Origin of the sequence: uncultured Oribacterium sp. (assembly GCF_902481605.1) — a bacterium.
In the GTDB taxonomy this organism is placed as follows: domain Bacteria; phylum Bacillota; class Clostridia; order Lachnospirales; family Lachnospiraceae; genus Oribacterium; species Oribacterium sinus.
On sequence record NZ_CABSXI010000026.1, the window covers coordinates 1 to 14,724 of the forward strand.

Below are 14,724 nucleotides of genomic sequence, written 5' to 3' on the forward strand. Positions count from 1 at the left end.
CGGTGACCTTTCCAACCAAGCTACCAAGGATTATATCTTCGACTTGGAGAAATTTACTGCCTTTGAAGGAAATACCGGCCCCTATATTCTTTATACCATTGTTCGCATCTCCTCCATTTTACGGAAGTATGCGGAAAGTAAGGGAGAGGCTTGGAAGGATAGCCTAAGCTGGATATCGGAAAATGCAAAGTACTATCCCATTGGAAGTTCCGGGGATGAAAATGTTATGGCTCTTGAAAAGATTTTAGCAGCCTTCCAGGATGAAATGCGGGATGCATGGAGAGAATGTGCTCCCCATAAGATTTGTACCTATATCTATTCTTTGTCCAATCAGTTCAATTCTTTCTATCACAATGTAAAGATCTTGACAGAGGAGGACGAGCAAAAGAAGAAGGAATATATTGGTCTTCTTTGCCTAAGCTGGAAGGTGCTTATGGATTGTATTCAGGTGCTGGGCTTCTCTGCTCCGGAAAGGATGTAAGATGCGGTATTTTGTGCTAAGTGATATTCACGGTTCTGCTTACTATGCAAACTTAGCGATAGAGGCTTATCGGAAAAGCGGCTGTGAAAGAATCTTACTTTTGGGAGATGTTTTGTATCATGGCCCCAGAAACCCTTTGCCAAGAGACTATGCCCCCAAAGAGGTCATAGCTCTCTTAAATCCGTTGAAGGAAGAAATTCTTGCGGTTCGGGGAAACTGTGAGGCAGAGGTGGATCAGATGGTTTTGGACTTTCCCGTTATGGCGGACTATGCCATCTTGGAGTGGGGAAAGCACAGAGTGTTCCTTTCCCACGGCCATGTCTATAACGCGGAAAGTTTTCCGCTCCAAAAGGATGGAGATATCTTCCTCCAGGGGCATACCCATGTTCCCGTGGCAATGAAGAAGACCAGGGGAGAAAAGTATTACTATCACCTGAATCCCGGCTCCATCAGCTATCCAAAAGAAGACAGCCCCCATAGCTATGGCATTTTGGAAGATAAGAGCTTTACCCTATATGATGTGGAAAAGGGAGAGGCATATAAAAAAGTGGAGTTTTAGAATGATAAACTTATATGGAACTGAAATAATTAAATTCGAAAGCGTTTTATTTACTTAATTAGTAAAAGGCTTCTTGTTTATAGCATATTAGAGTAGCTATAGTCTGTATGAAACTTATTATTACAATAAGTTAAACCATATTTTTTATATGCAGAGAACAAGATATTAAGCGATAAATGAAAGGATAGAGTATGAGTAAAAAATATAATAGACTTACCAGCTTTTTATTAGCAATGATAATGATGTTATCAGGTGTTTTTTGTAATTTTCAGGCTTCATATGCACAAGAGCTTGGTAAAGTTATCAATGTTGAAGAAAATACAATAATAACTCTTGAAGACGGTAGAAAAGTAACTATTGAGCAATTTTTAATTATACTTGAAAACTATTCTGGTAATATTTATAAAATAAATGATACCAAATTGGAATCAATATCTAAAAATATTAGCGGAGATAAAAACAGTATAGCTTTACGTTCTGCTGAAACATTGCCAATAGCTGATGTAATGACAATTATGGCTGGAACATGGTATATTCCTGGTATTGGTAAAATAGTTGTGGTTAGCGGAGCAATAATAATAGGAGGAGTTGCTATATATAAAGTTAGTGGAGTGATAGCAGAGCGAGTGAGAAATTGGCTCACTGTAAGAGCTATATCTAAACAGGCGGAAAGAGCAGTAAATGGTTTAGGTAATGTAAATTCTAATAGGGCTAATCATATTCTTCAAACAAAACATAAGTGGAGCAGCTTAGTTCCAGGCAATCCAAAAGATCCTAATAGGTGGAATAAAATAAAAAATATTATAAAAAAAGTATTGACTGATGGGAAGGAATCTCAATATGGTAGCGCTTATAAAAAGACTTTAAATTATAAAGGAAAGGTTGTAGAAGTGACATTTCAAAAACTAAATAATGGTGTTATTTTTATTTCAAATGCGTGGGTAAAATGAATACAATACTAAAAAATTATTTTTCTTTTGAAACCAATATGTTTTTTGAGCCAAAGGATTTAATGGATAATTTGAATGAAGAATTTGTGCTGGAGGGAGAGGAATATCTTAGTAAAGAAGGGATAGATACATCGAATATATATTTTAAGTTATTGGCGCAGTTGTATTATCTCAAAAGCAAAAATGATGTGAATAACTCTTTGATAGCTTATGTTAACTATATTATTGCGTATTATGTAGGGTTGTTTTTACATCCTATTAATGGAGAGTTTCTTGCATTAAAATATATTCATGAAGCTATTGAATTAGAAAATGATAATAGTAAAATAGTTAAATATAAAGAATTAATTGCCATGATAAGAGAAGAACTATAATATGATAGAATGCTCAGTTATAAGTCGTAAAAAGAACTGTAGGGATTCTTTTAATTTTCTATAATTTATGCAGAGTGGATCTGAAATTCGAGCAAACTGAGCCTCATCGAGACTTAATAGAGTTGAAAAATTGAAGGACTCGAAATAATCGAAAACTAAACAATCATGCAATGCAATATGGGTCTGAAATTCGGGGTAATCTGAGCCCGTCAGTACTTACTGAAAGCAAGCAAAGCGAAGCTTGAAGTTAGTACTGCTACGTGGCGAAGTTAGCGAGAGCGTGCCCCATTTTCAGACCCATTTTGTATTGAAGCACTCTATTTTTACAAGTCCTTCAATTTTGAAGTAAGAGCCTGCCCCACTTTCAGACCCATATTGTATTGAAGGGTATCATATTTCAAGTTCTTCAATTTTTTATATTTCCCTCCTTGACATATACCCTATGGGGGTATATCATGATGTCGAAAAAGAAAGGAGGAAGATATGAAACAATATAGAGTTACAGGTATGACCTGTGCTGCCTGTCAGAGTAGAGTAGAGAAAGCCGTGTCTAAAGTTCCCGGCGTAAAGTCCTGCTCCGTTTCTCTTTTAACCAACTCATTAGGAGTGGAAGGAGATGTAGGGGCAGATGAAATTCAAAAGGCGGTAGAAGCTGCCGGTTACGGCTTTGAGAATCCGGATAAGAGTGCATCCGGATCGGAACAGCAAGATAAGAGTGATGCCTTAAAGGATACCGAAAGTCCCAAGCTAAGAAAGAGATTTTTACAATCCCTATTTTTCTTGGCTGTCCTGATGTATTTTTCCATGGGACCTATGTTATTTCACGCTCCGGTACCCAAGGCCTTTTCCAATCCGGGCATTTTGGCCTTAACGGAGCTCTTACTTAGCATTATTGTACTTTTCATTAACAAGAAATTTTTCATTTCCGGTTTTAAAAGTGCATTTACTTTATCCCCAAACATGGATACCCTGGTAGCCTTAGGCTCCACCGCATCTTTCCTGTATTCCCTGGGAATCCTTTACGGCATTCTCTATGCCTTTGGAGAGGGAAATATAGAGCAGACTAAGATCCTGGGCCACCACCTTTATTTTGAAACGGCGGCTATGATTCCCACCCTGATTACCTTTGGAAAGATGCTGGAGGCAATTTCCAAGGGAAGGACTACGGATGCTTTAAAGAGCTTAATGAATTTAAGCCCTAAAAAAGCACACCTGTTAAATGGGGAACAGGAGACGGAAGTTTCCGTAGAGGAAGTTAAGGAGGGGGATCTCTTCACGGTATATCCCGGAGAACAGATTCCGGTGGACGGCATCATTGTAAGCGGTACCACTGCTGTGGATGAGTCGGCATTAACAGGAGAATCCCTTCCTGTGGATAAGGGTGAGGGGGACAATGTCTCTGCCGGTACTTTGAATCAGTCCGGTTTTATCAAGGCTAAAGCCAGCAGAGTAGGAAAGGACACCACCCTATCTCAAATTATTCAAATGGTATCCGATGCGGCAGCGACCAAGGCTCCTATAGCCAGAATTGCCGATCAAATCTCCGGCATTTTTGTGCCGGCAGTTATCGGTATTGCAATCCTGACCTTTGTTATCATTCTTTTAAGCGGAGGAACATTTTCCGATGCCCTTTCCAGAGCCGTAGCCGTTCTGGTAATCAGCTGTCCCTGCGCTTTGGGACTGGCTACCCCGGTAGCCATTATGGTAGGAAATGGAGTCGGTGCGAAGAACGGGCTCTTGTTTAAAACCGCCGCTTCTTTGGAGGCTGCCGGAAAGGTAGAGATTATTGCACTGGATAAGACCGGTACCATTACCAACGGAACACCGGTGCTTACGGATATTCTTCCCATGCAGGGAGTTTCCGAAGAAGAGCTTCTGGCTTTGGCGGTATCTTTGGAAAAGAATTCGGAACATCCTCTGGCAAAAGCTATTTTAGACTATGGGGAAGAGAAGAAGATTTCTGTACTGCCCGTGGATAATTTTCAGGCTATGGTGGGACATGGTGTTTCCGGAACCATAGAGGGAGAAAAAGCTGTGGCAGCTTCCTTATCCTATATGAAAGAGCATTTTTCTTTGGAAAAGAGCTTTGAGGAGCAGTGTAACAGCTTTTCTGAAAAGGGAAAAACCCCATTATTCTTTGCAAGAGGAGAGAAGCTTTTAGGCTGTATCGCCGTAGCGGATACCTTAAAGGAGGATGCTAAGGCGGGAATCGGAGAGCTGAAAAAGCAAGGTATTTTCACGGTTATGCTTACCGGAGATCAGCGAAGGACAGCAAATGCCATCGGAAAGGAAGCCGGAGTGGATATGGTCATTGCAGAAGTGCTTCCCGACGGAAAAGAAGCGGTTATCCGAAAGCTGCAAAACTATGGTAAGGTTGCCATGGTAGGAGACGGTATCAATGATGCGGTTGCTCTGACAAGAGCGGATTTGGGTATTGCCATAGGCGCCGGAACGGACGTGGCCATTGATGCGGCGGATTTGGTGTTGATGAAATCGAAGGTAAAGGATATTCCGAAGAGTATTCGACTTTCCAGAGCCACGATTCGAAACATTCATGAAAATCTGTTCTGGGCTTTCTTCTACAATGTGATTTGTATCCCCCTTGCTGCAGGATTTTATTCCGCCATCTTCCATTGGAATTTTGCCATGAGTCCGATGGTGGGGGCAGCGGCTATGAGCCTTTCCAGCTTTACCGTGTGCTTAAATGCACTAAGGTTAAACTTATTTAATATAAACAATTCCGCTGGAGATCATAGGAAAGGTTTGGCGGAAGAAAAGAGAGAAAAGCTACTGTTGGATTTTGACTCTGAAAAGAAAGAGAGTCATGCAGAAAAAGAAAAGGAGATTGTTATGGAGAAGCATTTGGTAATTGAGGGTATGATGTGCGGACATTGTTCCGGAACTGTAAAGAAGGCTTTAGAGGCTTTGCCACAGGTGGAAAAGGCTGAGGTTAGTCATGAAACAGGTAAGGCTGTGGTTACTTTGAAAGAAGCTGTGGCGGATGAAGTATTGAAGAAGGCCGTAGAGGATCAGGAATATACGGTGAAATCCATTTCTTAATCAATTTCATCATCATTTTTCGTAGTCAGTATTAATAATCAAGTAAGGCTCTGATTTTATAAAACGATGTGAAAGCAAGAATGTCTATAAGGGAGAATGCATTTATGCAGGAGGAGCAAAAGCAAGAGCAAGAGGCTTCCCTGGAAATGGGAGGCTGCTGCGGAGGAAGAAAGAAAAAACAGGCTAGAGATGAGGGAGAAAGAAGAGATTTAATTTCTCGCTTAAACCGTATGGAGGGACAGATTCGAGGAATTCGCAATATGCTTTTAGAAGAGCGGTATTGTGTGGACATCCTTACCCAGGTCAGTTCCGTTTCCTCCGCCTTAAAGGCCTTTAGCAAGGAGCTGTTACAAAGCCATATAGAAAGCTGCGTGGTTTCCGATATTCAGGAAGGAAAAACCGAGGCGGTGGAGGAGCTTTGCGGCTTGATTAAGAAGATTATGTAACGAAAAATTTTCTTACGCTTTTCATACTTTAAACACAAAAGGACTCTATACTCCATAGAGTTCTTTTTTTATTCTTAGGGAGTAGCGTCTGAAGAGAGTACAGTATCTCGTTTAGAAGAAGCTGCTTTAAAGTTTCACCTTGTATTCTACTTTTAACAGGGCAATGGTTGAAACAATATAAAGAAATTTTAGGAATACCGTATAGAAAACAAATGAAAGGAGATGCTTATGGATAATAAGAACAATTCTATGCCCGGCTGGGATGATTTCTTTCCCGGCAACAAAAAGGATGACAATGGAGGGGGGAACAGACCCAGATCTTTCCTGTTCTATGTCTTTATTGCCATGATTATTACTTTATTGCTGAATACCTTTGTATTTCCGGCAATGAAGCAGGCAAGAATTGAGCCCGCTGCGTATTCAGAATTCCAAAAGGCCATAACGGATAAGACCGTCACCAAGGTGGAATTTAATCAAAATACCATTGTGTATGAAGTAAAAAAAGACGGTAAGACGCAAAGCTACAGCACCACAAGAGTGAACAACGAGTTTAACGAAGCCCAGATTATGCAGGAGTTAAATGCTCAGGGAGTAGAGTACAATGAAAGTATTCCTGTAGAGAGTAATTTCTTCTTAAATTTCATTCTTTCCTGGGTTGTGCCTTTACTGCTCTTTATGGCTTTAGGAAATTGGCTTTCCAAGCGTATGGGATCTGCAATGGGCGGCATGGGAGGCGGTTTTGGCTTGGGCGGTTTAGGAAGATCCAACGCCAGAGAATATGAGAAGAAGGATGACAGCATCCGCTTTAAGGATGTGGCCGGAGAAGATGAGGCGAAGGAGCTTCTCACGGAGATGGTGGACTACTTAAATCATCCGGACAAGTATTCCAGAATCGGTGCCAAGATTCCCAAGGGAGCTTTGCTTGTGGGACCTCCGGGAACCGGTAAAACCATGCTGGCCAAGGCTGTAGCCGGTGAAGCAGGAGTTCCTTTCTTTTCCATTTCCGGATCGGAATTCGTGGAGATGTATGTGGGTATGGGAGCGGCGAAGGTTCGTGATCTTTTCGATCAGGCGAAGAAAAAGTCCCCCTGCATTATCTTTATTGATGAGATTGATGCCATCGGTAAAAAGCGAGGTGCCGGCGGCTTAGGGGGAAATGATGAAAGAGAACAGACCTTGAATCAGCTCCTTACAGAGATGGACGGTTTTGACAGCAATAAGGCCATTATTCTTCTGGCGGCTACCAACCAGCCGGATCAGTTAGACCCGGCACTTCTCCGTCCGGGACGTTTTGACCGAAGAGTACCGGTGGAGCTTCCGGATTATCAGGGAAGAATCGATATTTTAAAGGTACATAGTGCCAAGATTAAAATGTCCGACAATGTAAGCCTGGAGGCTATTGCCAAGGCGGCTCCCGGTGCATCCGGTGCGGAACTTGCCAACATTATCAATGAGGCGGCCTTAAGGGCGGTTCGTGCAGGTAGAGAAAGAGTTATCCAGTCCGACTTGGAAGAGTCCATTGAGGTGGTTATTGCCGGTTACCAGAAGAAAAATAAGGTGATGACGGAGAAGGAAAAGCTGATTGTAGCTTACCACGAGGTTGGACATGCACTGGTTGCAGCTTTACAGAAGGACTCAGCGCCGGTTCATAAAATCACCATTATCCCCAGAACCTCAGGAGCCTTGGGCTATACCATGCAGGTGGAGGAAGAAGGAAACCATTATCTCTATTCTAAGGAAGAGCTGGAAAATGAAATTGCCACTCTTACCGGCGGACGTTGTGCGGAGGAACTGATCTTCCATACCTGTACTACAGGAGCTTCCAACGATATTGAGCGGGCAACCAAGTCTGCAAGAGCCATGATTACCCGCTACGGTATGAATCCTGAGGTGGGAATGGTTGCTATGGAACAGCTACATAACCAGTATCTTGGGGGAGATTCCAGCCTTACCGTATCTCCGGAAACCCAAACCAAGATTGATGAGATGGTAGTGGCCTTGGTAAAGAAACAACACGATAAGGCTTATAAGCTTCTGGAGGACAATATCACCAAACTTCACGAAATTACCAAGTTCCTCTATGAAAGAGAAACCATTACCGGAGAAGAATTTTTGGAGATTTTAAACCGAAAGGAAGTAGACCCCTCCGTAGTAGCCAGAGAGGAGCATTAAGTTTGTCAACAAATGCTGTTGAAGCACAGTGCAACAAATTTCTTAATAGTAAAAAAGATGGATTTACGGAAGAACGATTTTTTGTAGAGATATAACCAATAGCTTTAAGATATATTATAGATATATAATTAGTTGAGAAAATCAAACAGATATAGCATTTCAGCAATATAGGTCTGTAATGAGGGCAATCTGAGCCCGTCGGTACTTGCGAAAAACACAGGAACTGTTGTTTTTCGCTTAGTATCCGCTACGAGGCGAGGTTAGCGAGAGCGTGCCTGAATTACAGACCTATATTGCGTGAAATGCTTTTTTGTTTTTTAAAGCTTCTTTTTTATTTTCTAACAAAAAAGATGGATTTTTTATCGAAAAATATGGTAAAGTGACAGTATTCATAAAATTTCAGGAAAAAATCAAAAGAATTACAGGGATATGACAAGGAATGAATGCAAAGCATCGGTTCAAAAAAGTCAAGGAGGGAGTATGAAAAGAGATTTGGATTATCTTCGCCTGCTGGCAAAGAGCTTTCCCAGTGCGGATGCGGCGGCAGCGGAGATTATCAATTTGCGGGCAATTTGCGGTCTTCCCAAGGGGACTGAATATTTTTTTTCAGACCTTCACGGAGAAAGTGAAGCCTTCATTTTCCTGATGCGTTCTGCTTCGGGAGTGATTCGTTCTAAGATTTCCGATGTTTTTTCTCATTATCTTGGAGAAGAGGAACAGCTGAATTTAGCCAATCTTATCTATTATCCCAGAGAGACTTTTATGGATAAGCGCAATACCTATCTGGAGGATAAGGAGTGGCAGAAGATTACCATTCATCGTCTGGTGGCGCTATGCCTTAAGATTGCTTCCAAGTATACCCGTTCCAAGGTTCGGAAAAAGCTTCCCAAGGAATTTGCCTATGCCATTGACGAGCTTTTGCATGATGAGGAAGAAGATACCAAGCTATACCATAAAGAGATTCTACAGGGAATTTTAGATGTAGAAAGAGGGCAGGCCTTTATTATCGCTCTTTGTGAGTTGATCCAAAATCTTAGCATTGACAGTCTGCATATTATCGGAGACATTTTCGACAGAGGCCCCCATGCGGATCAGATTATGGAGGAGCTGATGTGCTTCCATGATGTGGATATTCAGTGGGGTAATCATGATGTGGATTGGATGGGGGCTTTTTGCGGAAATCCCGCCTGTATTGCCAATGTTTTACGTATAGCCACCTCCTATAACAGCTTTGATGTTTTGGAGGACGGTTATGGCATCAATCTTCGCCCTCTGTCCATGTTTGCCCAGGAGGTCTATGGGAATGATCCCTGTAGCTGCTTTACGCCTCATTTATGGGATAAAAATATTGCGGATTCCGTAGAGCCGGAGCTGGCTGCGAAAATGTGTAAGACCATCAGTGTGATGATGTGGAAGCTGGAGGGACAGCTGATACGCAGGCATCCTGAGTATGGCCTGGAGCATAGAATGCTTCTCCATAAGGTCAATCTGGAGAAGGGAGAGGTGGAGGTAGCCGGGAAGATCTATCCCATGAAGGACTGTCATTTTCCTACGGTGGATTGGAAGGATCCCTATACCCTATCGGAAAAAGAGCAGGAGCTTATGGATACCCTGATCTACAGCTTCACCCATTCCAAAGTCTTAAAAAGGCATATTGATTTTTTCTTTACCCATGGCTCTATGTATAAAATAATCAATCATAATATTTTATATCATGGCTGCATTCCCATGACGGAGGATGGAGACTTTCTTCCCCTTAACACCAGAGATGGAGAGGTTTCCGGAAAGCGTTTAATGGATTACTGTGAGCAAAAGTGTATTGAAGCTTATTTTATGAACGAGGAATTGGATCCTAACGGAAAGCTTTATGCTACGGATTTCTTCTGGTATCTTTGGTGCGGGCCTAAGTCTCCCTTGTTTGGGAAGGATAAGATGACCACCTTTGAGCATTGTTTTATTGAGGATCCGGAAAGTCATAAAGAAAGCTTCAATTCCTATTACAAATGGATAGAAAAAGAAAGCTATGTGGATAAGATTATTCAGGAGTTTGATGAGAATCCGGAGCTTTCCCATATTGTAAACGGTCATGTACCGGTAAAGAGCAAGAAGGGGGAAAGTCCCATTAAAGCATCCGGCAAGCTTTTCATCATTGATGGGGGCATTTCCAAAGCTTATCATTCTAAAACCGGAATTGCAGGCTACACTCTGATTTATGATTCCAAGCATTTGTCTTTGGCGAAGCATAAGGATTTCCATAAGGGAGAGGAGAATACTCCGGAGATTCAGATGGTGGAAAGGATGAAAACCAGAATTCGAATCGGAGAAACGGACAAAGGCATAGAGCTTCGCAGGCAAATGACGGATCTTTTGGATTTGTTGGAAGCCTATCAAAATGGTGAAATTAAAGAAGCCTAAGAAAAAAGGAGAATTTAAGTAAATAATAAGCTTACTCTATTTTTAGCAAGAAATAATCACAGATTTTTCACATTATTCTATAGACAAGGAAAGGACTCTGCCCTATAATGCACAAAGCTTGAAAAAAGGAAGGGCGTGCCTTTCCTTTTTCTATTTATAAAAATGATGGTTAGAGAGAGGAGGGGAAATGAAGGAGTTAGAGAAGACAGAAGTAACGACAAAAACAGAATTGGTGGGGAATATCGAGAAGACGGAGACCATTGAGAAAACAGAAAAGCTGGTAAAGACCGGGAATGAAGAGAAGATAGAAACAATAGAGAAGATTAAAACTACAGAGAAGAAAACCGCAATGCTAAATCTTACGGAAGGTGATCCCTTAAGTTTAATTCTTCGTTTTGCCTTCCCGATGTTGTTGGGAACCTTATTCCAGCAGTTCTACGGCATGATGGATACCATTATCGTCGGAAAGATGATTGGACTGAAAGCTCTTGCGGGGGTAGGTTCCACGGGAGCCATCAACTTTATGATTAACGGCTTCGTCATCGGAACCTGCTCCGGCTTTGCGATTCCTGTAGCACAGAAATTCGGTGCGGGACAGTTTGAAAAGCTCAGAAAATACGTAGGAAATATTCTGTATTTAACCGTGATTTTTTCTATTGTGATGACTGTTGTAATCGGTATTTTGACAAAACCGATTCTCCAGTGGATGAATACGCCGGAAGAAACCTTTTCCTATGCCTATCTTTATATTTTCATAGTGTTTTTGGGAATTCCGACGACCTTTCTTTATAATATAACAAGCTCCGTAGTTCGTTCTCTGGGAGATTCCAAAACACCGGTGTATTTCCTGATCCTTGCGGCACTATTGAATATTATTCTGGACTATGTGAGTATCCGCTTTTTAGGCTTCGGGGTGGATGGACCGGCTTATGCCACGGTGATTTCTCAGTTTGTTTCCGGACTATTGTGTTTAATCTATATGATTAAGCGCTTTCCGATTATTCACCTGAAAAAGGAAGATTTTAAGCCGGAAAGACATTACTATAAAAGACTTCTTTTGATGGGAGTTCCTATGGGACTGCAATACAGTATCACAGCCATCGGTTCCGTTATCTTACAGACGGCGGTAAATGGTCTAGGTTCTCAGGCTATGGCGGCCATTACCGCAGGACAAAGAATCAGTAATTTCTGCTGTTGTGTCTTTGACTCTTTAGGAGTAACCATGGCAACCTTCGCAGGACAAAATGTTGGGGCCAGAAAGCTGTCACGTATTAAAAAGGGTGTTTGGGAAGCCACCAAGGTGGGAAGTATCTATGCAGTATTGATATGCGCCGTACTTTTCTTCTTCGGAGATGAAATTCCTAAGATTTTTATTAATGCCAATGAAGTGGAAGTTATTAAAATGGCTAAGGAATTCCTTTTGGGAAATGCCTTTTTCTATATTCCTTTGGCGGTTTTGAACGTTTGGCGTTTTTCCGTTCAGGGAATGGGCTTCTCCGGATTCGCTATGCTGGCCGGGGTAAGCGAAATGATAGCAAGAATCATTGTGGCTTTTATTTTTATTCCATTACTGGGCTATATGGCGGCTTGTTACGCCTCCCCCCTGGCTTGGATTTTTGCGGATGCCTTTTTGATTCCGGCATTTTTCAAATGTATGAAACGATTAAAAAGATTCCCGGCATAAATCCTCTCCCGTGCCTCCGCATTCTCCCCGAAGTTTCTTTTGACAAAGATCGCAGGACATTCTTTCCGGAATAAGGTGTTGATAAGGCTTTGTGGCAAAGGGATTAAGGGAAGAGTAGAACTCTGTCTTTCCCTGACATAGAAGTTCATTTTCCTTCGTATATAGGGCGTAGGATATGGTGGAAGACAGTTCTTCTACAAGCTCATGAAAAATATGGAGAGTATAGTCATTCTCCTCGGTACTAAAGGAAATGACTAAAGGAAAGGAGCTTTCCTCCTTAGGAAGATGAATATGGCAGGGCTCTTCCTTGAGTCCTGCTTTGTTTATGGCAGCATTTACAATAAGATCGATAGAAGTGCTTAGCATGAAAGTCTCCTTTTTTTGTGAGCTTTAAATGAAAATTATGGGAGCATTGCTACAGTAATCCTGCAGCCTGAGCTGTCCAATATTTGTACCTACGATATCATACCATAGCTTTAAGGGAAAAAATTAGTTTGTGACTGTGATAAAACAATTTTGTGCCTGTGATAATTTTCTTGCCAAAAAGAAGAGGATTTGTTATAGTAGGAGTCGCGTCTTTGAAAGGCGACTTTTATCCTGCCTAAGTTTAGGCAAATGATCACTCTATATGGAAAACCGGCGGTGTCTCTGATGAATCCGGTACGCACAAAGCATATAGAGGAAGTATAACCAAGGAGGTAGAAAAATGAGTGCAATTGGAATGAAGCAACTTTTAGAAGCAGGTGTACACTTTGGACACCAGACCAGAAGATGGAACCCTAAGATGGCTCCATACATCTACACCGAGAGAAACGGTATCCACATCATCGACTTACAGAAGACTGTAAAGCTTGTAGATGATTCTTACAACGCATTGTCTCAGATCGTTGCTAACGGTGGAACCATCCTTTTCGTAGGAACAAAGAAGCAGGCTCAGGACGCTGTTAAGGCTGAAGCTCTTCGTTGCGGAGAGTTCTATGTAAATGAGCGTTGGCTTGGCGGAATGCTTACCAACTTCAAGACCATCCGTTCTCGTATCCAGAGATTAAAGGACATTGAGAAGATGGCTGAAGACGGAACCTTTGATGTATTGCCAAAGAAGGAAGTTACTCTTTTGAAGAAGGAGTGGGCCAAGCTTGAGGCTAACCTTGGCGGAATCAAGGATATGAAGTCTATTCCCGATGCAATCTTCGTAATCGATCCTAAGAAGGAGAAGATTTGCGTACAGGAGGCTCATTCTCTTGGAATTACTCTTTTCGGAATTGCAGATACCAATGCAGATCCTGAAGAGCTGGATTACATCATCCCGGGTAACGACGATGCTATCCGTGCCATCAAGTTAATCGTGGCTAAGATGGCTGATGCCGTTATCGAGGCTAAGCAGGGTGATATGACCGAGGAAGAAGCAGCTTTAGCAAGCAGTGAAGAAGATTTCACACAAGAGGCATAAGATAAATCAGGTCCCTTTTGCTCTATGAGTAGAAGGGACTATTTCCCTAATGTTATCGTTTAAAAGGAGGAAAGAAAATGGCAGAGATTACCGCAGCACTGGTGAAGGAATTAAGAGAGATTACCGGAGCAGGAATGATGGCTTGTAAGAAGGCTCTTACAGAGACAGCCGGAGATATGGATAAGGCTGTAGAGTACTTGAGAGAGCAGGGACTTGCAGGAGCAGAGAAGAAGGCAGGAAGAATTGCGGCAGAGGGTGTTTCCTTCACAAAGATTTCCGATGACGGAAAGACCGGCGTTGTAGTAGAAGTAAATGCTGAGACCGACTTCGTTGCTAAGAACGAAAAGTTCCAGAACTTCGTAAAGGAAGTAGCAGCTCAGGCGTTAAAGACATCTGCAACGGATATCGACAGCTTCTTACAGGAGAAGTGGGATTTAGATCCTTCCAAGACTGTTTCCGAGCAGCTTTCCGCTACCATTTCCGTAATTGGGGAAAACATGAACATCCGTCGTTTTACCAAGATTACTGAGGAAAACGGTTTCGTTCAGGATTATATTCACTCCGGCGGAAGAATCGGTGTTCTTTTACAGGTTAAGTCCACTGTAGTAAATGATGCAATCAAGGATATGGCAAAGAACCTTGCTATGCAGATTGCCGCTTTAAATCCAAAGTACATCACTCGTGCAGAAGTTGATCAGGAATACTTAAAGAACGAGAAGGAAATTCTTTTGGCTGCTGCTAAGAATGAGAAGCCAAATGCTCCTGAGAAGGTTCTTCTTGGTATGGTTGAGGGAAGATTAAACAAGGAATTACAGGAAGTTTGTCTTGTAGACCAGGTTTATGTTCGTGCTGAGGATGGAAAGCAGAAGGTTGGTCAGTACCTTGAGAGCGTTGCAAAGGCTCAGAACGCTGAAATTTCCCTTGTACGTTTTGTTCGTTACGAGACAGGAGAGGGACTTGAGAAGAAGAATGAAGATTTTGCTGCAGAAGTAGCTGCACAGATTAAATAATAAAGGAATCCCTCTTGCTGTTTGGCGAGAGGGATTTTTTTACCGTTTTTTAACGAGTAGGCTTGGGAAGCGTGAGATTTCTCATTCTTAAAGAGTATCGCCGATGTAGTTGCGATATTTTGT

The 14,724-nt window shown here is 42.0% G+C and carries 12 protein-coding genes; 11 read left to right on the top strand and 1 reads right to left on the bottom strand.

The features are described 5' to 3' along the window. The 9 genes from RDQ32_RS05985 to RDQ32_RS06025 all read left to right on the top strand — a co-directional run. Positions 1-481 (top strand): DALR anticodon-binding domain-containing protein (locus RDQ32_RS05985; RefSeq protein WP_308579487.1); only part of this gene is annotated, 481 nt, incomplete at its 5' end. A gap of 1 nt (position 482) precedes the next feature. Continuing rightward, on the top strand, positions 483-1,040 hold the full coding sequence (gene yfcE, locus RDQ32_RS05990; protein WP_308579488.1) for a phosphodiesterase: 558 nt from the start codon (positions 483-485) through the stop codon (positions 1,038-1,040). Positions 1,041-1,231: 191 nt separating this feature from the next. Beyond that, positions 1,232-1,990, top strand: a complete 759-nt coding sequence (locus RDQ32_RS05995) for a polymorphic toxin type 35 domain-containing protein (protein WP_308579489.1) — start codon at positions 1,232-1,234, stop codon at positions 1,988-1,990. Beyond that, entirely contained in the window at positions 1,987-2,364 is a 378-nt protein-coding gene (locus RDQ32_RS06000; RefSeq protein ID WP_308579490.1) for a hypothetical protein, read from the top strand. The genes RDQ32_RS05995 and RDQ32_RS06000 overlap by 4 nt, the downstream gene beginning before the upstream one ends. Positions 2,365-2,847: 483 nt before the next feature. Then, positions 2,848-5,424, top strand: a complete 2,577-nt coding sequence (locus RDQ32_RS06005) for a heavy metal translocating P-type ATPase (RefSeq protein WP_308579491.1) — start codon at positions 2,848-2,850, stop codon at positions 5,422-5,424. A 146-nt stretch (positions 5,425-5,570) separates the two neighbouring features. Continuing rightward, positions 5,571-5,870, top strand: a complete 300-nt coding sequence (locus tag RDQ32_RS06010; protein WP_308579508.1) for a metal-sensing transcriptional repressor — start codon at positions 5,571-5,573, stop codon at positions 5,868-5,870. A 228-nt stretch (positions 5,871-6,098) separates the two neighbouring features. Next, complete coding sequence (gene ftsH, locus RDQ32_RS06015) at positions 6,099-8,042, top strand: ATP-dependent zinc metalloprotease FtsH (RefSeq protein WP_308579492.1); 1,944 nt, start codon at positions 6,099-6,101, stop codon at positions 8,040-8,042. Between the two features lie 480 nt (positions 8,043-8,522). Further along, positions 8,523-10,457 carry a fructose-1,6-bisphosphatase gene (locus RDQ32_RS06020; RefSeq protein ID WP_308579493.1) on the top strand — a complete coding sequence of 645 codons (1,935 nt, stop codon included), beginning with the start codon at positions 8,523-8,525 and terminating at the stop codon, positions 10,455-10,457. Positions 10,458-10,806: 349 nt separating this feature from the next. Then, on the top strand, positions 10,807-12,141 hold the full coding sequence (locus RDQ32_RS06025) for an MATE family efflux transporter (protein ID WP_308579509.1): 1,335 nt from the start codon (positions 10,807-10,809) through the stop codon (positions 12,139-12,141). Here RDQ32_RS06025 and RDQ32_RS06030 read toward each other — a convergent pair. Continuing rightward, positions 12,121-12,507: a hypothetical protein gene (locus RDQ32_RS06030; RefSeq protein WP_304072484.1), complete on the bottom strand. Its 387-nt coding sequence runs from the start codon at positions 12,505-12,507 to the stop codon at positions 12,121-12,123. The two genes, RDQ32_RS06025 and RDQ32_RS06030, sit on opposite strands and share 21 nt — an antisense overlap. A gap of 340 nt (positions 12,508-12,847) precedes the next feature. Between RDQ32_RS06030 and rpsB the strand changes: the two genes are divergently transcribed. Both rpsB and tsf read left to right on the top strand, forming a co-directional pair. Further along, positions 12,848-13,591, top strand: a complete 744-nt coding sequence (gene rpsB, locus RDQ32_RS06035) for a 30S ribosomal protein S2 (protein ID WP_007156023.1) — start codon at positions 12,848-12,850, stop codon at positions 13,589-13,591. A 77-nt stretch (positions 13,592-13,668) separates the two neighbouring features. Further along, a complete protein-coding gene (tsf, locus tag RDQ32_RS06040; RefSeq protein ID WP_007156024.1) occupies positions 13,669-14,601 on the top strand; it encodes a translation elongation factor Ts in 933 nt (310 codons plus the stop codon). Positions 14,602-14,724: the final 123 nt, after the last annotated feature.

Excerpts from the sequence above, each read along its gene's own strand:
- RDQ32_RS06020 (WP_308579493.1), top strand. The coding sequence starts at position 8,523 with ATGAAAAGAGATTTGGATTATCTTCGCCTGCTGGCAAAGAGCTTTCCC.
- rpsB (WP_007156023.1), top strand. The coding sequence starts at position 12,848 with ATGAGTGCAATTGGAATGAAGCAACTTTTAGAAGCAGGTGTACACTTT.
- RDQ32_RS06010 (WP_308579508.1), top strand. The coding sequence starts at position 5,571 with ATGGGAGGCTGCTGCGGAGGAAGAAAGAAAAAACAGGCTAGAGATGAG.
- tsf (WP_007156024.1), top strand. The coding sequence starts at position 13,669 with ATGGCAGAGATTACCGCAGCACTGGTGAAGGAATTAAGAGAGATTACC.
- ftsH (WP_308579492.1), top strand. The coding sequence starts at position 6,099 with ATGGATAATAAGAACAATTCTATGCCCGGCTGGGATGATTTCTTTCCC.
- yfcE (WP_308579488.1), top strand. The coding sequence starts at position 483 with ATGCGGTATTTTGTGCTAAGTGATATTCACGGTTCTGCTTACTATGCA.
- RDQ32_RS05995 (WP_308579489.1), top strand. The coding sequence starts at position 1,232 with ATGAGTAAAAAATATAATAGACTTACCAGCTTTTTATTAGCAATGATA.
- RDQ32_RS06030 (WP_304072484.1), bottom strand. The coding sequence starts at position 12,507 with ATGCTAAGCACTTCTATCGATCTTATTGTAAATGCTGCCATAAACAAA.
- RDQ32_RS06025 (WP_308579509.1), top strand. The coding sequence starts at position 10,807 with ATGCTAAATCTTACGGAAGGTGATCCCTTAAGTTTAATTCTTCGTTTT.
- RDQ32_RS06000 (WP_308579490.1), top strand. The coding sequence starts at position 1,987 with ATGAATACAATACTAAAAAATTATTTTTCTTTTGAAACCAATATGTTT.
- RDQ32_RS06005 (WP_308579491.1), top strand. The coding sequence starts at position 2,848 with ATGAAACAATATAGAGTTACAGGTATGACCTGTGCTGCCTGTCAGAGT.